Origin of the sequence: Streptomyces sp. CC228A, from assembly GCF_021390935.1 — a bacterium.
Taxonomy (GTDB): Bacteria; Actinomycetota; Actinomycetes; order Streptomycetales; family Streptomycetaceae; genus Streptomyces.
This window is the reverse complement of the sequence record NZ_JAJPUI010000007.1, coordinates 404,647-426,089: the sequence shown is the minus strand read 5'-3', so window position 1 is coordinate 426,089 and position 21,443 is coordinate 404,647. Positions and strand designations below refer to the sequence as shown.

Annotated in this window: 19 protein-coding genes and 1 pseudogene; 15 read left to right on the top strand and 5 right to left on the bottom strand. The window is 71.5% G+C overall.

Going from position 1 to position 21,443, the window contains the following annotated elements:
* Positions 1 to 118: 118 nt before the first annotated feature.
* Positions 119 to 292 (bottom strand): hypothetical protein, encoded by a 174-nt coding sequence (locus tag L6E17_RS21870; RefSeq protein WP_236242436.1) that lies wholly within the window; start codon positions 290 to 292, stop codon positions 119 to 121.
* A gap of 350 nt (positions 293 to 642) precedes the next feature.
* On the opposite strand from L6E17_RS21870, the gene L6E17_RS21865 reads away from it, so the two are divergent.
* The 4 genes from L6E17_RS21865 to L6E17_RS21850 all read left to right on the top strand — a co-directional run bounded on the left by L6E17_RS21865 (position 643) and on the right by L6E17_RS21850 (position 4,641).
* Entirely contained in the window at positions 643 to 1,296 is a 654-nt protein-coding gene (locus tag L6E17_RS21865; protein WP_236242435.1) for a response regulator transcription factor, read from the top strand.
* Positions 1,297 to 1,301: 5 nt separating this feature from the next.
* Positions 1,302 to 2,537, top strand: a complete 1,236-nt coding sequence (locus L6E17_RS21860) for a cell wall metabolism sensor histidine kinase WalK (protein WP_236242434.1) — start codon at positions 1,302 to 1,304, stop codon at positions 2,535 to 2,537.
* A 392-nt stretch (positions 2,538 to 2,929) separates the two neighbouring features.
* The gene (locus L6E17_RS21855) at positions 2,930 to 3,226 is read left to right on the top strand and encodes a DUF4193 domain-containing protein (protein ID WP_010471668.1); all 297 of its coding nucleotides are present in this window, start codon (positions 2,930 to 2,932) and stop codon (positions 3,224 to 3,226) included.
* A 332-nt stretch (positions 3,227 to 3,558) separates the two neighbouring features.
* Complete coding sequence (locus L6E17_RS21850; protein ID WP_236242433.1) at positions 3,559 to 4,641, top strand: hypothetical protein; 1,083 nt, start codon at positions 3,559 to 3,561, stop codon at positions 4,639 to 4,641.
* A gap of 91 nt (positions 4,642 to 4,732) precedes the next feature.
* Here the strand turns inward: L6E17_RS21850 and L6E17_RS21845 are convergent.
* Positions 4,733 to 5,262, bottom strand: a pseudogene (locus L6E17_RS21845) (DUF3093 domain-containing protein).
* A 50-nt stretch (positions 5,263 to 5,312) separates the two neighbouring features.
* On the opposite strand from L6E17_RS21845, the gene L6E17_RS21840 reads away from it, so the two are divergent.
* From L6E17_RS21840 to L6E17_RS21815, 6 genes are all read left to right on the top strand, one after another.
* Positions 5,313 to 5,897 carry a PaaI family thioesterase gene (locus tag L6E17_RS21840; protein ID WP_236242489.1) on the top strand — a complete coding sequence of 195 codons (585 nt, stop codon included), beginning with the start codon at positions 5,313 to 5,315 and terminating at the stop codon, positions 5,895 to 5,897.
* Positions 5,897 to 6,421, top strand: a complete 525-nt coding sequence (dut, locus tag L6E17_RS21835; RefSeq protein ID WP_236242432.1) for a dUTP diphosphatase — start codon at positions 5,897 to 5,899, stop codon at positions 6,419 to 6,421. Before L6E17_RS21840 ends, dut begins: the two co-directional genes overlap by 1 nt.
* A 1-nt stretch (position 6,422) precedes the next feature.
* Positions 6,423 to 7,214 carry a DUF3710 domain-containing protein gene (locus L6E17_RS21830; RefSeq protein ID WP_236242431.1) on the top strand — a complete coding sequence of 264 codons (792 nt, stop codon included), beginning with the start codon at positions 6,423 to 6,425 and terminating at the stop codon, positions 7,212 to 7,214.
* Between the two features lie 607 nt (positions 7,215 to 7,821).
* A complete protein-coding gene (locus L6E17_RS21825; protein ID WP_236242430.1) occupies positions 7,822 to 8,511 on the top strand; it encodes a response regulator in 690 nt (229 codons plus the stop codon).
* A gap of 89 nt (positions 8,512 to 8,600) precedes the next feature.
* Positions 8,601 to 9,005, top strand: a complete 405-nt coding sequence (locus L6E17_RS21820) for an OB-fold nucleic acid binding domain-containing protein (RefSeq protein ID WP_236242429.1) — start codon at positions 8,601 to 8,603, stop codon at positions 9,003 to 9,005.
* 3 nt (positions 9,006 to 9,008) lie between these two features.
* On the top strand, positions 9,009 to 9,845 hold the full coding sequence (locus tag L6E17_RS21815; RefSeq protein ID WP_236242428.1) for a DUF3159 domain-containing protein: 837 nt from the start codon (positions 9,009 to 9,011) through the stop codon (positions 9,843 to 9,845).
* A gap of 757 nt (positions 9,846 to 10,602) precedes the next feature.
* On the opposite strand, the gene L6E17_RS21810 is transcribed toward L6E17_RS21815, so the two are convergent.
* Together L6E17_RS21810 and L6E17_RS21805 are read right to left on the bottom strand one after the other, a co-directional pair.
* Complete coding sequence (locus L6E17_RS21810) at positions 10,603 to 11,265, bottom strand: TrkA family potassium uptake protein (RefSeq protein WP_236242427.1); 663 nt, start codon at positions 11,263 to 11,265, stop codon at positions 10,603 to 10,605.
* On the bottom strand, positions 11,265 to 11,933 hold the full coding sequence (locus tag L6E17_RS21805) for a TrkA family potassium uptake protein (protein WP_236242426.1): 669 nt from the start codon (positions 11,931 to 11,933) through the stop codon (positions 11,265 to 11,267). The genes L6E17_RS21810 and L6E17_RS21805 overlap by 1 nt, the downstream gene beginning before the upstream one ends.
* A gap of 154 nt (positions 11,934 to 12,087) precedes the next feature.
* Between L6E17_RS21805 and L6E17_RS21800 the strand changes: the two genes are divergently transcribed.
* Positions 12,088 to 14,136: an APC family permease gene (locus tag L6E17_RS21800; protein WP_236242425.1), complete on the top strand. Its 2,049-nt coding sequence runs from the start codon at positions 12,088 to 12,090 to the stop codon at positions 14,134 to 14,136.
* A gap of 112 nt (positions 14,137 to 14,248) precedes the next feature.
* Positions 14,249 to 15,577: a class I SAM-dependent RNA methyltransferase gene (locus L6E17_RS21795; RefSeq protein ID WP_236242424.1), complete on the top strand. Its 1,329-nt coding sequence runs from the start codon at positions 14,249 to 14,251 to the stop codon at positions 15,575 to 15,577.
* Between the two features lie 272 nt (positions 15,578 to 15,849).
* Here the strand turns inward: L6E17_RS21795 and L6E17_RS21790 are convergent, their stop codons facing one another.
* Positions 15,850 to 16,938, bottom strand: coding sequence for a hypothetical protein (locus L6E17_RS21790; RefSeq protein WP_236242423.1), 1,089 nt, complete (start codon positions 16,936 to 16,938; stop codon positions 15,850 to 15,852).
* 742 nt (positions 16,939 to 17,680) lie between these two features.
* Here L6E17_RS21790 and L6E17_RS21785 point away from each other — a divergent pair.
* The 3 genes from L6E17_RS21785 to L6E17_RS21775 all read left to right on the top strand — a co-directional run bounded on the left by L6E17_RS21785 (position 17,681) and on the right by L6E17_RS21775 (position 21,318).
* Positions 17,681 to 19,741: a GNAT family N-acetyltransferase gene (locus tag L6E17_RS21785; protein WP_236242422.1), complete on the top strand. Its 2,061-nt coding sequence runs from the start codon at positions 17,681 to 17,683 to the stop codon at positions 19,739 to 19,741.
* On the top strand, positions 19,738 to 20,220 hold the full coding sequence (locus L6E17_RS21780; RefSeq protein WP_236242421.1) for an ASCH domain-containing protein: 483 nt from the start codon (positions 19,738 to 19,740) through the stop codon (positions 20,218 to 20,220). Before L6E17_RS21785 ends, L6E17_RS21780 begins: the two co-directional genes overlap by 4 nt.
* Positions 20,221 to 20,316: 96 nt before the next feature.
* Entirely contained in the window at positions 20,317 to 21,318 is a 1,002-nt protein-coding gene (locus L6E17_RS21775) for an IS630 family transposase (RefSeq protein WP_236240391.1), read from the top strand.
* Positions 21,319 to 21,443: the final 125 nt, after the last annotated feature.

Here is a 21,443-nt window from a genome sequence, read left to right as displayed (position 1 = left end):
GTCCCGCCGTCCCGCCGTCCCGCCCCCGCGGCAGCGGTCGGCGGCGCCGCGCACACGCGAGGGCCCCGGCGACGGGAAGCCGCCGGGGCCCTCGCACGCGGGCCGCGCCCGCCGCTGCTCAGGAGCCGACCGGGGTGACCTCGACCCCGTGCTCGGCCGCCAGCCGGCGCAGGTCGTCGAGCTCGGCCTGCTCCACGTCGACGAGGAACTCGTCTCCCGATTCGCGCGCGCGCGTCAGGTCACTCTCCGTGGCCCTTATGCGCTGCAGCAGTCCTGCGGTGAAAGCGTCCATGGTGCGCCCCCTCGTCATGGGTCAGTGGCACGGGGGTGTGCCGAGGGTGGTCCGATCACGCACAGCGCCTGACGGTCTCTGGGGGACAGAGCGGCCCGTGGCGTGCCACACACAGGGCGTGATCTCGGGTGTGCAGTCGTCCTCCCCCACGCGCCCCGCCGAGAAACCTCGGAAACCCGGGACTGTCGTGATTGCGGGGCTCCCGCACCGGCCCCGGCGGCCGCCGCAGGCCCCCTTACTGCCGGTTTACGCGCGTAAGGGGCAGGATGGGCTGCGCACGCCCGACCCCGGGCGTGCCGAAGTTGTCCGAAGAACTGCCCGCATCCGGGCCCGGAGGAAGGAACAGCGCCGTGCGCGTACTCGTCGTCGAGGACGAGCAACTGCTCGCCGATGCGGTGGCGACCGGACTGCGCCGGGAGGCCATGGCCGTCGACGTCGTGTACGACGGGGCCGCCGCCCTGGAGCGGATCGGCGTCAACGACTACGACGTCGTCGTCCTGGACCGCGACCTGCCGCTCGTCAACGGCGACGACGTCTGCCGCAGGATCGTCGAGCTCGGGATGGCCACCCGGGTCCTGATGCTCACCGCCTCCGGGGACGTCAGCGACCGCGTGGAGGGCCTGGAGCTGGGCGCCGACGACTACCTGCCCAAGCCGTTCGCGTTCAGCGAGCTGATCGCCCGCGTACGGGCCCTCGGCCGCCGCACCACCGCCGCTCTGCCCCCCGTCCTGGAGCGGGCCGGCATCCGGCTCGACCCCAACCGCCGCGAGGTCTTCCGCGACGGCCGCGAGGTGCAGCTGGCGCCCAAGGAGTTCGCCGTCCTCGAAGTGCTCATGCGCAGTGAGGGCGCCGTGGTCTCCGCCGAGCAGCTGCTGGAGAAGGCATGGGACGAGAACACCGACCCCTTCACGAACGTGGTGCGGGTCACGGTCATGACGCTGCGCCGCAAGCTCGGGGAGCCGCCGGTGATCGTCACCGTGCCCGGCTCCGGTTACCGGATCTGACGGCCGTGGCCGGCACGTCCCCACCGCGAGCGGTGCCCCCGAAACCCACCTGGGACCCGCGCGTCCAGGCCCGCCCGCTGCTGCGGCCCACGATCCGCATACGGCTCACCCTGCTGTACGGCGGCATGTTCCTGATCGCGGGCATCCTGCTGCTGTCGATCATCTACCTGCTCACCGCCCAGGCCCTCCAGATCAGCGTCGGCGACCTGCCGTTCAAGCTGGTGCAGGGCCATGTGCAGGCGACCACCGGCTGGTGCCGGCTGCCGCCCGCACCGACCAGCGACCAGTACAACGTGGCCATGGCCGAGTGCCTCCAGCAGCAGCGCGACCTGGCCCTGGACGACCTGCTGCGGCGCTCCCTTTTCGCGCTGCTGGGCCTCAGCATCATCGCGTTCGCCTTCGGCTACGCCATGGCGGGCCGGGTGCTGTCCCCGCTGGGCCGGATCACCCGCACCGCCCGCCAGGTGGCCGGCTCCGACCTGAGCCGCCGTATCGAGCTGGACGGCCCGGACGACGAGCTGAAGGAGCTCGCCGACACGTTCGACGAGATGCTGGAGCGGCTGGAGCGGGCCTTCACGGCCCAGCAGCGGTTCGTCGCCAACGCCTCGCACGAGCTGCGCACCCCGCTGGCGATCAACCGCACCCTGCTGGAGGTGCACCTGTCGGACCCGGGCGCGCCCGTGGAGCTGCGCGAGCTCGGCAAGACGCTGCTGGCCACCAACGAGCGCAGCGAGCAGCTGGTGGAGGGCCTGCTGCTGCTCGCCCGCAGCGACAACCAGATCGTCGAGCGCAAGCCCGTCGACCTGGCGGAGGTGGCGGCCCGTGCCATCGAGCAGGTGCGCGGGGAGGCCGACGACAAGGGCGTGGACCTGCGGGTGCGGACCGCCCCCGCCGTGGTGCAGGGCAACGGCGTGCTGCTGGAGCGGGTGGCCCTGAACCTGCTGCAGAACGCCGTGCGCTACAACGTGCCGGAGGACGGCCACGTGGAGGTCACCACGGCCGTGGAGCAGGGCCAGGCGGTGCTGACCGTGTCGAACACCGGCCCGGTCGTCCCGGCGTACGAGATCGACAACCTCTTCGAGCCGTTCCGCCGGCTGCGCCAGGAGCGCACCGGAAGTGACCGCGGGGTCGGCCTGGGGCTGTCCATCGTGCGCTCCGTCACCCGTGCCCACGGGGGGCGGATCACCGCCGAGCCGAGGCCCGGCGGCGGTCTTGTGATGCGGGTCACCCTGCCGCTCTGACACCGGCATGGAGGGCACGACTGTTCGCTGTACGCGGAATTTTTCCGCGGCCCCCCAGGTGCTTCCCTGTGTGATCGATCACAACACCGTACTGTCGGCTGATCACACGTGGTAATCGGTTTTCGCCCCGGAAAACCATGAAAAGTCCGAGTTTTTGGGGGTGAAGATTACGGGAAGTACACGGGGTGGTGCGTGTACAGCGCGCGATCCCGACCGTGTACGGTCCCGTTCGCCACCCAAACCGGATCACTCGCGAGAGGCCCGGTTGGGTGTCGATTGAGTAACAGACCTTGATGTGAGGCAAAATCTCCGCCTCAGGTCGGGCACAAGTCCGGCCTCTCACGCGTTACGTGCGCTGGAGACACCGCAAACACCCAGAGGGGGAGAGTGACATGGCTACGGACTACGACACCCCACGCAAGACCGATGACGACGTCGACCAGGACAGTCTCGAAGAGCTGAAGGCCCGGCGGAACGACAAGTCGACCTCCGCGGTCGACGTCGACGAGTTCGAGGCGGCCGAGGGCCTGGAGCTTCCGGGCGCCGACCTCTCCAACGAGGAGCTGGCCGTCCGGGTCCTGCCGAAGCAGGCCGACGAGTTCACCTGCATGAGCTGCTTCCTGGTGCACCACCGCAGCCAGCTCGCCCGGGAGAAGAACGGGCAGCCGATCTGCCGGGACTGCGACTGAGGTCGGTCGGCCCGTTGGCAGGCGACGTCCCGAACCGGAAACGGCGCTTCCGGCTCCCAGGGAAGCCTGGCAAGCCGGAGGCAGCCCACCAGGGCGGCACAGGCCCGCGGCAGGGCGCCCACGAGGCGCCCACCGAGCACCCCGCCCCCCTGCCCTCCCCCGACGCACGTGACCCCGAGCGAGGCCCGGCGGCCTCGCTCGAAGCAGGTACGGGTGCCGTGCCCCCGCGGGGCGGCGCACGCCGGTCGCGAGCCGACCGGCCCCCGCACGCGGAAGACCCGCGCCACCAGCACCACACCCCGAATCCGGACGCATCCCGGGAGGACCGATCCGTGCACGGCACCGACGCCCCCGAGCCCGCCGGGCAGCCGGGGCAGGCCGACCGACACACAGGCGGCCGGACCCGCCGCAGCGGACCCGCGGGGCGGTTCCTCGGCCGCCGACGCGCCCGCTCGACCCCTGACACCGGCGAAACCCCGGCGCCCACGCACAGCGGGGACCCCGCGGCCGCCGCCCCCGACGCGGCCCTCACGCCTGCCCCGGACGCCGCGGCCGCCCCCGGCGCGCCCGACCCGCAGGGCGCCGTCGCCGTACCCGGCGCAGTCGACACCGCCGACGGCCGGAACCGCACGGTCCGCGCCCGCGGCGCGGACGCCGTCAGGCGCGGCCTGCAGAGGAGCGCCCAGAGCGCACGCGCGGGTGTCGGCCACCTCGCCGACCGGATCATCGACATCGCCCCCCGCGTCCCCGTGCGGGACCTCGACACCCTCCGCAGGCAGTTCCCGGACCTCGGCCCCGAGGAGCTCGCCGACAAGCTGATCACAGGTGCGGCGGCCGCCACCGCGACCGTGGGCGCGGGCGTCGGAGCAGCCGCGATGCTGCCGGTGCCGCCCGCCATGCCCGCGGAGCTCGCCGCGGAGATCACCGGTGTCGCCGCCATCGAGCTCAAGCTCATCGCCGAACTGCACGAGGTGTACGGGCTGCGCCCGCCGGGCACCCTGCGGCAGCGGTCCGTGGCGTACCTGACGTCCTGGACGGAGGAACGCGGCATCGACATCACGAAGCCCACCTCCGTGAACGCCGCCCTCGGCGGCAGGCTGAAGCGCGAACTGCGCCAGCAGATCATGAAGCGCACCATCCGCAACCTGCCGAACCTGATGCCGTTCCTCATCGGCGCCGCCGTGGGGGCCGTCATGAACCGCCGCGACACCACGAAGCTCGCCGAGCGCGTCCGGAGCGACCTGCGGGCCCGGCGCGTGCCGTGGGAGGCGCTGCCGGCCCTGCCGCCCCTCGAACAGCCCGCGGACCCGATCGACCCCGCGGCGGAGACCCGCAGCCGACCCATCACCGCCACCGGCAAGCCCCCCGCCCTGGAGGCGCCCCGCCCGGGCAAGCCGACCCCGGAAGACACCTGAACGCCTGCCCCGGGTCCCGCACCGACGGTGGAGACACTGGCGCGGACCAGCGGGCAGCGGCTCGCCTCGGGGCGTACGGGGGTGGCGGCAGCTAGTCCGCGGAGCGGTCCGGTGCCGCCGTGAGCTGACGCAGGGCGGCCGCGAGCCGCTCCGGCGCGCGCGTGGACACGTACACGTAAGGAGTCGGGTCCTGCGGGTCCGTGACCGGGACCCGCACCGCCGTCGGGACGTAGCTGCGCAGCAGCATGAAGGCCCGCGGGTCCGCCCGGTGCGTGCGCCAGGCCCGTGCCTCCTCCGCGTCCAGCACCTCCGGCTCGCCCAGCGCCGCCGCCGGGATCCGCGCGCCCCCCGCCACCAGGGAACCCGCCACCACGCGGACCCGGGCAGAGCCATACGCGCTCACCGCGGCGGCGGCAAGCGCGCCCGCAGCGATCACCGCCGCCAGCGCCGGCACGGGCCGAGCGGCAGCACCACCAGCCCGCCCGAGAGCCCCAGCAGCGCGGCGATCAGCCACCACGCGCGCGGAGCGGTGAGGCGTTCGTCGTACGAGGCGGGACCCGGGGCGGCGGCCTGCGCGGCGTCCAGGTCCTGCGGAGCGGAGGGGCGGTCGGAAGGCTGCATGCACCCAAGCTTGGCACGGTGCGGACCCGGGGCCGCCGCGCGGGTAAGGTCTGGTGGCTGTGAGCACTGCACTGACGCCCCCCGCGGACGCCGTACCGCCGGTACGGCACCCCGACGCGCCCGCACCCGGTGAGCTCCTCGGGTCCCACTACGCCCACTGCTTCGGCTGCGGCGGCGAGCAGCCGCACGGCCTGCACCTGGAGGCGCGGGCAGGCGAGGGCGTCGCCGTCACCGCCGAGTTCACCGTCACCGCCGACCACCAGGGCGCTCCCGGCCTCGCGCACGGCGGTGTCCTCGCCACCGCCCTGGACGAGACCCTGGGCGCCCTCGGCTGGCTCCTGCGGGTCATCGCGGTGACCGGCCGGCTGGAGACCGACTTCGTGGCGCCCGTGCCCGTCGGGGCCGTGCTCCACCTGGAAGCCCGCGTCACTGCCGTCCACGGCCGCAAGATCTACTCCTCGGCCACCGGGCGGATCGGCGGGCCCGACGGCCCCGTCGCCGTCCGCGCCGACGCCCTCTTCATCGAGGTGAAGGTCGACCACTTCATCGACAACGGCCGGCCGGAGGAGATCCAGGCGGTCATGGCCGATCCCGACCAGGTCCGCCGCGCCCGCGCCTTCGAGGTGAACCCCTGATGCCCTCCTCTTCCCGCACCCCCGTCGACGTGCTCATCCGCCGCCTGGACCCGGACGTGCCGCTGCCAGGCTACGCGCACCCCGGCGACGCGGGCGTCGACCTCGTCACGACCGAGGCCGCCGACCTCGGACCGGGAGAACGCGCCATTCTGCCCACCGGGGTGTCCATCGCGCTCCCGGACGGGTACGCGGCCTTCGTACATCCGCGCTCCGGACTGGCCGCCCGCTGCGGGATCGCCCTGGTGAATGCCCCGGGGACGGTCGATGCCGGGTACCGTGGAGAGATCAAGGTGATCGTGGTGAACCTGGACCCGCGCGAGAGCGTACGGTTCGAGCGGTTCGACCGGATCGCCCAACTGGTCGTTCAGCAAGTCGAGAAGGTCCGCTTCCACGAGGTCGCGGAGCTTCCCGGCTCGGCACGGGCCGAGGGGGGCTTCGGGTCCACTGGCGGTCACGCCGCCGTGGAGGGCTGGACGGGTGGGAACCCATACGCTGCGGTCGTATCCGACCGGGAAGGACAGTGACGTGTTCGGACGTCGCAAGAAGGGCCGTGCCGCCGACACCGCGGCGAGCGAGGCCGAGCAGGTCGATGCTGCTGTCGACACGACTGACAGCGCCGAGGACGTGGACGAGGCCGAGGACGAGGCCGGCACGGGCCGGCGCCGGGTGAACCTGCCGCCCGCGCCCCGCCCCGACGGCCCCTGGGACGTCTCCGAGGTCGCCAAGCCCGGTGACGGCCGGGTCGACCTGGGCGGCGTCTTCGTGCCCGGGGTCGAGGGCATGGAACTGCGCGTGGAGGTCGCCGGGGACGCGATCGTCGCGGCGACCGTGGTCCTCAGCGACAGCGCGATCCAGCTCCAGGCCTTCGCCGCCCCCAAGAACGAGGGCATCTGGGGCGAGGTCCGCGACGAGATCGCCTCCGGCATCACCCAGCAGGGCGGTGTCATCGACGAGGTCGAGGGCCCCCTCGGCTGGGAGCTGCGCGCGCAGGTCCCGGTCCAGCTGCCCGACGGCACGGGCGGTGTCCAGCTGGTGCGCTTCGTGGGCGTGGACGGCCCGCGCTGGTTCCTGCGGGGCGTCATCTCCGGCCAGGGCGCGGTCCAGCCGCAGGCGGCGGGGCTGCTGGAGCAGATCTTCCGGGACACCGTGGTCGTCCGCGGCGAAGGCCCGATGGCTCCCCGGGACCCGATCGTCCTCAAGCTGCCCAACGACGCCCAGATGGTGCCGGAGGGCATCCAGGCGGACGCGCAGGGCTCCCGGTTCTCCGGCGGCATGGGGCAGCTGCAGCGCGGCCCCGAGATCACCGAGGTCCGCTGACCCGGCGACAGCGCGCCAGGCCCGCCGGACCGGGAACACCCGGGCCGGCGGGCCGACTGCGCTGCGGCACCCGCGGGGCACCCGGCCGGCCGCCCGGCGGCCCGCCCCCGCCGACCCGGAGGCCGCGGGGGTGACGGAGGCCCCAGGGCGCACGGACGTCCCCGGCGGCTCGGATGCTTCAGGACGGACGGCCACCCCTTGCCGACCGGGAGGCGCATCGGGGCGTACGGACGCCCCCGCCGGCCCGGAGGCTCCAGGACGGGACGGAGGCCGCAAGGGGACGGAGGGCCCAGGACGGGGCGCCCGGCCGTCAACCCAGAGGCTGCAGGACGTACCAAGGCTCCAGCACGGCCAGGGCAGGGGCGCTCGCAGCCGCGACGCCCCAGGTCGGGCAGGGCCCCTGCCTCGGCTGCCGCCCGGCGCCTCGGCCTCGGACCCCCGTGTCAGAATCCCGTCAATACCGTCGAGGAAACCGCACCTACGGCCGAATCGGTCAGGGTGGCGGCCGTAAGGTCGACGCTGCACCGCCGGCGGTGCAGCGCCTGCAGCACAATGAGGTCACGGGCTGCGGCGGGCGCCCCGGGACCGAGAGAAAGCAGGCCGCCTCATGACACGGGTGCTCGTGGTGGACGACGAGCCGCAGATCGTACGCGCCCTCGTGATCAACCTGAAGGCACGCAAGTACGAGGTCGACGCTGCGCCCGACGGGGCGACCGCCCTGAACCTCGCCGCCGGACGCCACCCCGACGTGGTCATCCTCGACCTGGGCCTGCCCGACATGGACGGCGTGGACGTCATCCGGGGCCTGCGCGGCTGGACGCGCGTCCCCATACTCGTGCTCTCGGCCCGCCACACCTCCGACGAGAAGGTCGAGGCCCTCGACGCCGGCGCCGACGACTACGTCACCAAGCCGTTCGGCATGGACGAGCTGTTGGCCCGGCTGCGCGCCGCCGTCCGCCGTGCCGAACCCGTCGGCGGCAACGGCGACGAGGGACTCGTGGTCGTCGAGACCGGTTCGTTCACCGTCGACCTCGCGGCGAAGAAGGTCCACCGCGACGGCAAGGACGTGCGGCTCACCCCCACGGAATGGCACCTGCTCGAAGTGCTGGTCCGCAACAGCGGCCGCCTCGTCAGCCAGAAGCAGCTGCTGCAGGAGGTGTGGGGCCCTTCGTACGGCACCGAGACCAACTACCTGCGGGTCTACATGGCCCAGCTGCGCCGCAAGCTGGAGAAGGACCCCTCGCACCCCCAGCACTTCGTCACGGAACCGGGCATGGGATACCGCTTCGAACGGTGAACCGCCCCGCCGTCCGCCCGCGGCAATCCCCCGGGCGGCGCCGCTGCCAGAGCCGAACGGGTGAAAGCGGCGGCCGGTAGGCTTTCGGTATGAGTGCTGCACCGCGTACAGGCAGGCCCGTGGAGCGGGGGCCCCTGCGCCGCCTGCTGGACCGGCTGTCCGGTCCGCAGGACCGACCGGACCCGGACGAGTCCGGCGACGACGCGGCGACGACGGGCTGCACCAGGATCTCGGACTGCGGCGACCGGCAGATCGTCAAGGTCACTGGTACCTTGCGGACGGTCACCCTGCGCCCGCGGGCCGGCGTGCCGGCGTTGGAGGCCGAGCTCTACGACGGCACGGCCCCCCTCGACGTGGTGTGGCTCGGTCGGCGCGCGATCGTCGGCATAGAGCCCGGCCGGAAGCTCGTCGCCTCGGGCCGGATCTGCATCAGCCAGGGCCGCAGGGTCCTCTTCAATCCGAAATACGAACTCCGACCGCTCGGACGGGAGTAGCCGGTGACGTCACTCGACAAGCCGACCACCGCACAGGACGGCACGCGCCCCGACCACGGGCAGGCCCCGCAAGGCGCCGCGCCCGGCGCCGGGGCCGCCGCCGGAGCAGACGGGACCGACGGCGGGGACAGCACCAAGGCGCTGACCGAAGCCGCCCTGTTCGACGCCTTCGGCGGCCTGCGGGGCATGGTGGAGACCGTCCTTCCCGGGCTCCTCTTCGTCACGATCTACACGATCAACAAGGACCTGCACGTCTCCGCGCTCGCGGCCCTCGGCGTGTCCCTGCTGCTCGTCGTCTTCCGGCTGATCCGCCGAGATACGGTCAAGCACGCGTTCAGCGGTGTGTTCGGCGTGGCCTTCGGTGTGGTCTTCGCGATGATGACCGGCAACGCGAAGGACTTCTACCTGCCCGGCATGCTCTACACGCTCGGCCTGGGCGTCGCGTACATCGCCACGACCCTCGCGGGCGTCCCGCTCATCGGGCTGATCCTCGGCCCGATCTTCAAGGAGAACCTCTCCTGGCGCACCCGCAACCCCGGTCGCAAGAAGGCGTATGCGAAGGCCAGCTATGCCTGGGGCCTGATCCTGCTCGGGAAGTGCGCGATCCTGTTCCCGCTCTACTGGTGGGCGGACACCACGCAGCTCGGCTGGGTGCTGGTCGCGCTCAAGATCCCGCCGTTCCTGCTGGCGGTCTACCTGACCTGGATCTTCCTCGCCAAGGCGCCGCCGCCGATCGACGTCTTCGCCGAGATGGAGGCGGAGGAGCAGGCCGAGCGGGAACGCGCCGCCGCCGCGGCGAATGGCACGCCCGCCGCCGCGCCCCGCGAACGCGAGGCGTGAGCGCACCCGTACCCGTCCGTACCCCGCACCGCTCTGGGGGCCCGTGATCCGCTCCCCGCGGGGGCGGGGTCTGGGGCGCCGCCCGGGGGAGCGGGCGCGTACGGGGCGGTGGGTGCGTGTGGGGGAGCGGGTGTGTGCGGGGGCGGTCGGTGCGTGTGGGGGAGCGGGTGTGTGCGGGGCGGCGCCGGTGGTCGTCGGGCCCCGCGCGGCTCGCCTTGGAGGCTCCTGCCGCTGCCTGAGCGGTCTCCCGCCGGTCGCGTCGTGCCGCTCGGCCCCGCCGTGCCGCGCCGGCCCCGTCGTGCCACGCCGATCCCGGCGGCCCCGCTGGCCCCGGAGGGCCTGCGCGGGATCCTCCCGGCGTCCGCGTCCGCCGCGTCTGCCGCGGCCGGCCTCGGTCGGCCTCGGTCGGTTTCCCGGGCGCGTCGCCCCGCCCGGTATGGGTTCCCGCCCGGTACGAGTTCTGGGCACGTCAAACCTGCCCGGCCCGGATTTCCGCCGTATCCGCCCCGCCGGGCCTTGCATTGCGGGGCGTCCGCCCCGCCCGGCCCCAGGGGCCCCTGGGCGGTGGATTCGTTCGCCCCGCTCGGTCTCGGCAGCCGGGCGCGTCCGCCTGTCCCGGCCGCGGGCCCTGGACGTGTCCGCCCCGCCCCGGCCTCGGGTCCGTCCCGAAGCCCACCCGGCGCCGGGCCGCACGGCCGCGGCGCCCGGGCTCACCGCCGTACGGCCGGCGGGGCCCTCCACCGTTCCGCGGGCGCGCCTAGCGCCGCACCGACAGCAGCTCCTCCAACTGCTCCTCCCGGGCCTGCGCCGCCACGAACAGCAGTTCGTCGCCGGGCTCCAGGGTCTCCTCCGGGGTCGGCGTCAGGACCCGCGAGCCGCGGATGATCGTCACCAGCGACGTGTCCTGCGGCCAGTCCACGTCCCCCACCTGCGTCCCGGCCAGGCCCGACTCCGGCGGCAGCGTCAGCTCCACCAGGTTCGCGTCGCCGTGGCTGAAGCGCAGCAGCCGCACCAGGTCGCCGACGCTCACCGCCTCCTCCACCAGGGCCGACATCAGGCGCGGTGTCGACACCGCCACGTCCACGCCCCACGCCTCGGTGAACAGCCACTCGTTCTTCGGGTTGTTGACCCGGGCGACCACGCGCGGCACCCCGTACTCTGTCTTGGCGAGCAGCGACACGACCAGGTTCACCTTGTCGTCGCCGGTCGCCGCGATGACGACGTTGCAGCGCTCCAGCGCCGCCTCGTCGAGCGACGTGATCTCGCACGCGTCGGCCAGCAGCCACTCCGCCAGCGGCACCCGCTCCACCGAGATGGCGGTCGGCGCCTTGTCGATGAGCAGCACCTCGTGCCCGTTCTCCAGGAGCTCTCCCGCGATGGACCGGCCCACCGCCCCCGCACCCGCGATCGCGACCCGCATCACTGACCACCCTCCTCGGGACCGCGGGCGAACGCCGCCTCGACCTTCTCGACCTCGTCCGTGCGCATCATCACGTGCACCAGGTCCCCGTCCTGCAGCACGGTCTGCGACGTCGGCAGCACCGCCTCGCCCAGCCGCGTCAGGAACGCGACCCGCACCCCCGTCTCCTCCTGGAGCCGGCTCACCTTGTGGCCGATCCAGGCGGGCGACGTGTGCACCTCCGCAAGCTGCACACCGCCGCTCGGATCCCGCCACAGCGCCTCCGACCCCGACGGCAGCAGCCGCCGCAGCATCTGGTCGGCCGTCCAGCGGACCGTGGCCACCGTGGGGATGCCCAGCCGCTGGTACACCTCGGCCCGCCGCGGGTCGTAGATGCGGGCCGCGACGTTCTCGATGCCGAACATCTCCCGCGCCACCCGCGCGGCGATGATGTTGGAGTTGTCGCCGCTGCTCACCGCGGCGAAGGCACCCGCCTCCTCGATGCCCGCCTCGCGCAGGGTGTCCTGGTCGAAACCCACCCCCGTCACCCGGCGCCCGCCGAAACCGGCACCCAGCCGCCGGAAGGCCCTCGGCTCCTGGTCGATGACGGCGATCGTGTGTCCCTGCCGCTCCAGGGTCTGAGCGAGCGCGGCACCGACGCGCCCGCACCCCATGATCACAATGTGCACGTTGGCCTGCCCCTGTTGACCTGCGGAAACACCCTGCTCACTCTTCTCTCTCGTCTGCGCGGCAGACACCGCCGACCGTGATCCGACTCGTGACGAGCTTATGCCCGGCAACCGGCCGGAGCCTGGCCCGAATCCACCGCTTAGGATTCCCCGAGTGTCCAAACTGACCGACGCGCCCAAACGGATCCTCATCGGCCGGGCCCTGCGGAGCGACCGACTGGCGGAGACGCTGCTGCCGAAGCGGATCGCCCTCCCGGTCTTCGCCTCCGACCCCCTGTCGTCGGTGGCCTACGCGCCGGGCGAGGTCCTCCTCGTCCTGTCCGTCGCCGGCGCGTCCGCGTACGTCCACAGCCCGTGGATCGCGGCAGCCGTCGTGGTGCTGATGTTCACGGTCGTCGCCTCCTACCGGCAGAACGTGCACGCCTACCCCAGTGGCGGCGGCGACTACGAGGTCGCGCAGACCAACCTCGGGCCCAAGGCCGGCCTCGGCGTGGCGAGCGCCCTCCTCGTCGACTACGTCCTGACCGTGGCCGTCTCCATCTCCGCAGGCGTGGAGAACCTCGGCTCCGCCGTCCCCTTCATCGTGGAGCACAAGACGGCGTCCGCCGTCGCCGTCATCGTGCTGCTGACCCTCATGAACCTCCGCGGCGTCAAGGAGTCGGGGCGCCTCTTCGCCATCCCCACCTACGTCTTCGTGGCGGGCGTCTTCGCCCTCATCGCCTGGGGCGCCTTCCGCGGGCTCGTCCTCGGCGACACCATGCGGGCGCCCACCGCCGACCTGGAGATCCGGCCAGAACACCAGGGCCTGGCCGGGCTCGCCCTGTGCTTCCTGCTGCTGCGGGCCTTCTCCTCCGGCTGCGCCGCGCTCACCGGCGTCGAGGCGATCAGCAACGGCGTCCCCGCCTTCCGCAAGCCGAAGAGCCGCAACGCCGCCACCACCCTCGCCCTCATGGGCGGCTTCGCCGCCACCATGTTCTGCGGCATCATCGCCTTGGCCCTCGCCACCGGCGTCAAGATGGCCGAGCACCCGGCGCAGGACCTGCTGCGCGACGGCGAACCCGTCGGACCCGGCTACATCCAGGACCCGGTGATCTCCCAGGTCGCCGCGGCCGTCTTCGGCGACCACAGCTTCCCGTTCCTGCTGCTGGCCGCCGCGACCGCGCTGGTGCTGTTCCTCGCCGCGAACACCGCGTACAACGGCTTCCCGCTCCTCGGCTCGATCCTCGCGCAGGACCGCTACCTGCCCCGCCAGCTCCACACCCGCGGCGACCGCCTCGCCTTCTCCAACGGCATCGTCCTGCTCGCGGGTGCCGCCGCCGCGCTCGTCTACGCGTACGAGGCGGACTCCACCCGCCTCATCCAGCTGTACATCGTCGGCGTCTTCGTCTCCTTCACCCTGAGCCAGACCGGAATGGTGCGGCACTGGAACCGCCTCCTGCGCACCGAGACCGACCGGGCGCGGCGCAGGCGCATGCAGCGCTCCCGGGCGATCAACGCCCTCGGGGCGGCGCTCACCGGGCTCGTCCTCGCCGTGGTGCTGATCACCAAGTTCGAGCACGGCGCCTGGGTGTCCCTCGTCGGCATGGCGGTCTTCTACGTGACGATGCACGCCATCCGGAAGCACTACGACCGCGTGGCGGAGGAGCTGGCCGCACCCGACGGCCCCAGCGAGGACAGCCTGCGCCCGGCCCGCGTCCACTCCCTCGTCCTCGTCTCCAAGATCCACCGCCCCGCGCTCCGCGCGCTCGCCTACGCCAAGCTGATGCGCTCCGACACCCTGGAGGCGCTCACCGTCAACGTCGACCCGGAGGAGACCCGGGCGCTGCGCGACGAGTGGGAGCGACGCGCCGTCAACGTGCCGCTGAAGGTCCTGGACTCCCCGTACCGCGAAGTCACCCGCCCGGTCGTCGACTACGTCAAGCGGCTGCGCCGCGAGAGCCCCCGCGATGTCGTCAGCGTGGTCATCCCCGAGTACGTTGTCGGCCACTGGTACGAGCAGCTGCTGCACAACCAGAGCGCCCTGCGCCTCAAGGGCAGACTCCTGTTCACCCCGGGCGTGATGGTCACGTCGGTGCCGTACCAGCTGCGCTCCTCCGAGCTCGCGAAGCAGCGCGCCCGCAGGAACCAGGACTGGAACGCACCCGGCTCGGTGCGCCGCGGACCCCTCGACGGCGCGGAGGACACCCCGGCTGGCACGGAGTGACCCGCGGCGCCCGTAGACTGGTGGGCTGCCGTCCCCTCACCCGGGGCCGTCGCCCCGTGACCCGCGGGCCGGCGCCCTTCCTCACCCCTTCTCTCCCTGGAGTCACCCCGCCATGCCGAACGCACCCGAGTCCTCGCTGGTCGGGGAGGAGTACGAGGTCGAGATCGGCCCCGTCGCGCATGGCGGCCACTGCATCGCCCGCACCGCGGAGGGCCGCGTCCTGTTCGTACGGCACACGCTGCCGGGCGAACGCGTGATCGCCCGGGTCACCGAGGGCGAAGCGGGCTCCCGCTTCCTGCGGGCCGACGCGGTCAGGATCCTCGACGCGTCCAAGGACCGCATCGAGGCACCGTGCCGCTTCGCCGGCCCCGGCCGCTGCGGCGGCTGCGACTGGCAGCACGCCAAGCCTGGCGCCCAGCGCCGCCTGAAGGCGGACGTCATCGCCGAACAACTGCACCGCCTGGCGGGCCTGACGCCCGAGGAGGCCGGCTGGGACGGCACGGTCGTGCCCGCCGAGGGCGACAAGCTGCCCGCCGGCGAGGTCCCGCAGTGGCGCACCCGCGTCCAGTACGCGATCGACCCGGGCGGCCGCGTGGGCCTGCGCCGCCACCGCTCCCACGAGGTGGAGCCGATCGACCACTGCATGATCGCCGCGCAGGGTGTGACGGAACTGGGCATCGAGAAGCGCCAGTGGCCCGGCATGGCGACGGTGGAGGCCATCGCCGCGACCGGCTCCCAGGACCGCCAGGTCATCCTCACCCCCCGCCCCGGGGCCCGTCTCCCCCTGGTGGAGCTGGACAGGCCCGTGTCCGTGCTCCGCGTCTCGGAGAAGGACGGCAGCGTCCACCGCGTCCACGGTCGCCCCTTCGTCCGCGAGCGCGCCGACGACCGCACCCACCGCGTGGGCAACGGCGGCTTCTGGCAGGTCCACCCGAAGGCCGCGGACACCCTCGTCCGCGCCGTCATGCAGGGCCTCCTCCCGCGCAAGGGCGACACGGCCCTGGACCTCTACTGCGGCGCCGGCCTCTTCACGGGCGCGCTCGCGGACCGCGTGGGCGAGAAGGGCGCGGTCCTCGGCATCGAGTCCGGCAAGCGCGCGGTCGAGGACGCCCGCCACAACCTCGCGGACTTCCCCCGCGTCCGCGTCGAACTGGGCAAGGTCGAGGCGGTCCTGCCGCGCACCGGCATCACCGACGTCGACCTCGTCGTCCTGGACCCCCCGCGCGCAGGCGCCGGCAAGCAGACCGTCCACCACCTGGCCGGCCTCGGCCCCCGCCGCATCGCCTACGTCGCCTGCGACCCGGCCGCCCTCGCCCGCGACCTCGCGTACTTCCGCGACGCCGGCTACCGGGTGCGTACGCTGCGGGCGTTCGACCTTTTTCCGATGACCCATCACGTGGAGTGTGTCGCCATCCTTGAACCGGCCGCGAAGGGCTCCTGACCTGCGGTTTTGTGCCTGCGCATTATGTGCGTTGTGGGCGTTAAGGGCGATATCTTGACGCTGAAATGACGCTCGTGACGCTCATTTGACGCTCGTTCTGATGGGGTGTCACCTAGCTGATCGTGCAGGTAATGCCGGGTGGAAGGCGTGCTCCCGAGGGCTGGCTTTGCGGGAACTTGAAGAAATCTCGGCCGGCTCCGGCGCCGCTGATTGCGGCGGCAGGCGCGCTGTCGCCGTACTTTGGTGGGCCGGACGTCTGACGCAGCAGGTGCTCAGTAGGTGGGGCCGTAGGGGCTCCAGTGCCCGAGGAATGGTCTGAGGTCGTCGGCTCGCGGTTCGGGGACGTCGGGCAACCGGGGTGGTGTGCTCAGCGGGTCGAGGCGCTCGATGGTGGCCGTTGCCCAGCTGATCCATGCTTCGGCGTCGGTTCTCGCCTGCCCCGGCGGCATGGCCTCGGCTCGCGTGCGTACGGCGCTCACGTACTCGGTCAGTCGGGTGGTGCGGCGCCATGCCGCTTCCTGCGCTTCCAAGTGTCTGACGCGGTACGACTCGGCGTACTGGATGCGGGCTTCTTCCATGGCGGCTTCCCAGCGGATGCGTTTCTGGCGTGCCGCTTCGATCTCGTCCTGGCGTCTGCGTTCAGTGGCCTCGCCGCGGAGCGTGACCTCTTGGGCGATCTCGGCGAGCTGCTCCTCGAGGGAGCGGCCGGGGGTGTCGGCCCACTCGCTCGCCCGGTGCGGCTGGCCGCCGTTGAGGACGAAGCGGAGGCGTTCGGACGGGGTGTAGTCGAAGCGGGGAATCCTGATCCAGGAGTTGTTCTTGGCCTCGGCGAGTTCCTTCTCAGTGGCGACGTGCTCGGTCCGGTCCTGTTCCTGGAGGACAAGGAACCCCACGGTCTGCCCCTGCGCGGTGATGGTGAAGTGGGGAGATGCCCTGCGGCGGCGATGAGACGGGGGAGCGAAGCCGGTCTGTCCCGCCGAACTGGAATGTCCTGCGGCCTCGGCAGCGATGATCAGCGCCTGGACGAGCCGGAGGGCACGTCCTTGGACGGGCTTCGTGAGGCCCAGCGGCTGGGTTTGGCTCTGCATGGCCCGGACCACGGTGTGCGGCCGCGTGAGCCGCGCTGGCACAGGGACGGGTTCGAGGACGGCGAGGCGCCAGGCGGGGGTGTCGACGAGCTTGATCTCGTACCCGCCATCGCACCAGCCCCCGTACAGCTCCTTTGTCTCCGGGGCCCTTCCGGACCTGCGTGCCGCGGCGACGCGGGACGGCCACTTCTCCAAGTCCGGACCGCTGCCGCTCTTGACGATCCTGCCGCCGGCCTCCGCGAGCTCTTGCAGCAGCTGCTCCGTGAACGTCACGCGAGGCTGTGAAGGAGGACTCGGCTTCCGCCCGGCGGCCGGAGCCTCCTGCGCTCGGGTGCGCGGCGGCTGCGGAGCGGCGGCCTGGGCCTTCCGCGGGCGTGACCCGCGGGGAGGGTAAGTACCGTGCGCTAGGTAGTGCTGGCCGGCGCTCGTCAGGGCGACGCTCCACCGCCCGCCCTTCCGGGAGACCGTGACCAGGCCCCGGTTCTGCAGTGCCTGACACGTGGTCTTGTAGGAGCTGGTCTCCCAGATGCCAGCAGGGCACCCGTCTCCCACCCACTGCAGCACTGCGAGCTGCCGCTCATTGACCTGCCGTTCCAATGGCCCGCCTTCGGCTGTAGGTTGAGGTACGACGGGCGGCATGCTGTCAGTTCCGTTTGTCAGCGACGGGCGGTTCGAAACAATTCGCTTGAACGAGCGAAGGCTGACGTGAACCGCGTCTATGCGGCGATGGCGCGTGCCGCCGGCGCCCGGTCGGGCCTTCAGCCACTGAGCTTCGCTCGCAAGCGTTCGTTCTCCTTCTCCAGCGTCTTTGTGTGCTGCCGCCGGCGAGCAACCGACGGTCCCAGTCAATCCGCCGCGAAGCGCAAACTCACCACCTCCGATCTACCCGACCGAAACAAGAGCAGGTGCCTTCCCGCCAGTTAGCCGGTTTTGATCAATCAGTGGCTCGGCACTGACGTTGTTGGGCAGTATGCCGTCCTGGGGCTTTGTCGGTTGAGGGAACCGGAGGGGGAACATGGCGATCAGAGTGCAGCCGGTGTCTGCGGAACAGTCGGAGCTGCTGGACGCGGTTATCGCTTTGGGCGACCGATACACGAAGTATCTGGGGCTGCTCACGCCGCCTGCCTACCGTAAGCACGCCGAGGACGGTGGCCTGCTGGTGGCCGTGGATGACGAGGAGGTCGTCGGCTACGCGCTCTTCGGGCTGCCCAAGCGGAGTCTGTATGTGCGTCTGGCTCATTTGTGCGTGGCTGAGGAGCACCGGGGCAAGAGTGTTGCTCGCGAGCTGATTGAGGCGATCGGCGCGCGGCATGCTCATCGGCTCGGTATTCGTGCGAAGTGCCGGCGCGACTACGGGCTCAGCGGTATGTGGACGGCGCTGGGTTTTGTTCCCAAGGGTGAGAGTCTGGGGAGGGGCAAGGACAAGGAGACGCTGGACACCTGGTGGCTCGATCTGGGGCATGAGGATCTGTTCACCGAGGCCCAAAGTGATGCGCTGCTGGTGGTGACCGTCGACCATGGCGTGTTCGCCGGGCTGCGCGGTGCGGGAGCGGAGCGCGCTGTTGCTGAGTCGCGTGCCCTCGAAGCGGGATGGCTCGCCGACCTGATCGAGCTCGCGTTCACTCCGCAGCTTCTGCACGATGTGCGTGATGTCGAGGAGCGTGAGGCGCGCAACCATCAGCGTGCGGGGCTCGCCGAGTTGCGGGCACTGTCTCCCGACAGCGCTGCCGTTGCCATCCGCTTGGAGGAGCTGGCCGCTGCAGCGAGGAAGGAGCTGCCTGATGTCCCCCTGAATGAGCGGCAGCGCGCTCGCTTGCGCTACGTGGCCGAGACGTCGTGTGCTGGTCTCCAGGTGCTGGTGACGCGTGATCCCGCACTGGCGGCTCTGGCGGACATCGCCTGGGACGTCGCGCGGGTCAAGGTCGTCTCCCCGGCGGTGGTCACGCTGCATGTGGACGAACTGCGCCAGGCGCAGGTGTACCGTCCTGCGGATCTCATGGGCACTGCCTTCTCCGCCGAGGAGATCGCGCCAGGCGGTGAAGGAGAGCTGGTCGCCTTCTTCGACCAGGCCGAGGGCGACCGTGGAACGGCCTTCGCGGAGCGGCTGAAAAGCCTCGCCAATGTCGGCGTGCTGTGGCGCAGGGAGCTGCTCCGGGACGGAGAGGGGCACCCGGTAGCCCTTTACGTCTGGGCAATGGACGGCCGCACGTTGAACGTCGCGTTCCTCCGCACGGCATCTCACCCGCTGGAAGAGACACTTGCACGGCAACTGCTGTTCATGCTCAAGCGGCTTGGCCGGGAGCGAGGGGCGCAGGCAGTCCATATCTCCGATCCGTTCCTGTCGCCGACGGCTATGGCGGCTGCCGGCGCTGACGGCTTCACCGAGGACGAGAGCGGCTTCACCGCACTTCTGGTCGACGTCTGCGGACCTGCTGAGGTGGTCTCGGAGCGGGCTGCGGAGATCGCGGGGCGGATGAGGAGGTCGACGCCACGGCTGGATGATCGTGTGTCGCCCGAGATCGCGAGCGTGGCCGAGCGGGTGTGGTGGCCGGCCAAACTGATCGACACGGCCCTGCCCTCCTTCATCGCGCCCATCAAGCCGCGCTGGTCCACGGAGCTCTTCGACGTTCCGGCCATGCTCGTTCCCCGTGACGACGTACTGGGCATCAGCCGCGAGCATGTCTACTACCGCTCGCCCGGACACCGAGGAGAAAGCGTTCCCGCCCGGATCCTGTGGTACGTCAGTGAGGGGACTTCTGGGCAGCAGGGCAAGATGGTCATCGGCTGCTCGCGGCTCGACGAGGTGGTCATCGACGACCCCGATACCCTCTTCTCGCGATTCGAACACCTGGGCGTATATGGTCATGCCGAAGTGCGTGCCGCAGCCGATGTGTCGGGCAAGGCCATGGCGTTGAGGTTTTCGGACACGGAGATCTTTCCCGTACAGGTGACGCATGCACGAGTGACCGTGTTGGCCAAGGGGCTGGGGCTACGGTGGGTACCGCCGATGCAGCTGTCGAAGATCAGCAACGCGCTGTTCCAGGCCATGTACGAAGAGGGGCACCGAAAGACGTGAGTGATCCGGAGCGCGCGATGCTGCTGTCTGTCCACCCTCGGTTCGCCACGGCGATCCTGGCTGGGACCAAGACTGTCGAGGTCCGCCGGCAGCGCGTCGCCGCCCCACCGGGAACTCCTGTGCTTCTGTACGCGACCGCGCCCACGATGGCCATCGTGGGCATGGCGCGGATCACTTCCGTGCAGGTGGCCTCGCCGCAGGAGGTCTGGTCGGCCAGCCGCACGAACGCTGGGATCAGTCGGCGTGAGTACGACGAGTACATGAATGGAGCGACCCAGGCCAGCGGTCTGTCACTCGAAGAACCGATCACCTTCGAGGCCCCGGTACCGCTGACCGCACTGCGAGCCTCCGGATCGTTCCATCCACCGCAGAGTTACCGGTACTTGACCGGTGAAGACCTCCGCAAGGTCGCTGAGGCGGCACCGGTGACCGGGGCGGCGCTTCTGGGCGCATTGAACGACCGGACAGCGGCCTATTGATCAGAAACGGTTTGGGTTCTGGGTCGTTGGGTGGGTGTGAGCGATCTGGTGGGGGACGCGCGGCATCTGTCGCCGTCGGCGCAGGAGGCCCTGCGGCTGCGGGCGGTGGCCGCTCTGATGGCGGGGCGGGACCGCGAGGACGTGGCGGCAGTGTTCGGGGTGTCGCTGAAGGCGGTCGACGGCTGGTGGGCGAAGTGGCAGGCCGGTGGTCGGGAGGCCCTGGTCATGCGTCCTCGGGGTAAGCCGGTCGGTGTGCACCAGGTGCTCGGGGAGGCCGAGCAGGCCGCGGTGCGGCAGGCGGTCCTGGACCACCGGCCGTGTGACGTGGGGCTTTCCGGTCAGCTGTGGACACGGCGGCTGGTGGGCGAGCTGATCGCGAAGCTGTACCGGGTGCGGCTGACCGAGGTGGGGGTGGGCAAGTATTTGAAGCGATGGGGGCTGTCCTTCCAGCGCCCGGACAAGCGGGCCGTCGAGCAGGACCCCGAGGCCGTCCGGCGCTGGCATGAAGAGACCTGGCCGAAGATCCGCGTGCAGGCGAAGAAAGACGGCGGCGAGATCCTCTTCGCCGACCAGGTCGGCATCCGATCCGACCAGGTCACCGGCCGCACCTGGGGTGAGAAGGGGAAGACGCCCGTCGTGCGGCGGAGCGGGAACCGGTTCTCCGTGAACGCGATGTCGGCGATCAGCACCAAGGGCCGGATGCACTTCATGGTCTTCACCGAGTCCTTCACCGCCGAAGTGATGTGCCGCTTCCTGGGCCGGCTCGCCGGCCACTTCGACCACAAGGTCCACCTCGTGGTCGACGGTCACTCCGCGCACCGCTCGAAGAAGGTCCGCGACTGGCTCGCCGCCCACCCCGATGATGTAGAGCTGCACTTCCTGCCCCCGTACTCGCCCGAGCTGAACCCCGACGAGCTGGTCAACGCCGACCTCAAGCACAGCCTGCCCAAGCAGCACCGGGCCCGCGACCAGGCCGAACTCGCTGCCGAAACCCGCCGCTTCTTCCGCAGGCGTCAGCGTCAGCCGCACATCGTCCGCGGCTACTTCGGTGGCCCACACGTCCGCTACGTCATGGACGAGAACCCCATGAGTTTCTGATCAATAGGCCGAATGCACCTCCTCAACGTACGGGCGAGATGCCGCTGACGTCAGGCCGGCTGGCGTGGGAGCCGCTCGGGGCTTGCGTTAAGCAGCTGGGCCAAGAGCGTTGCCCCCCCACACCG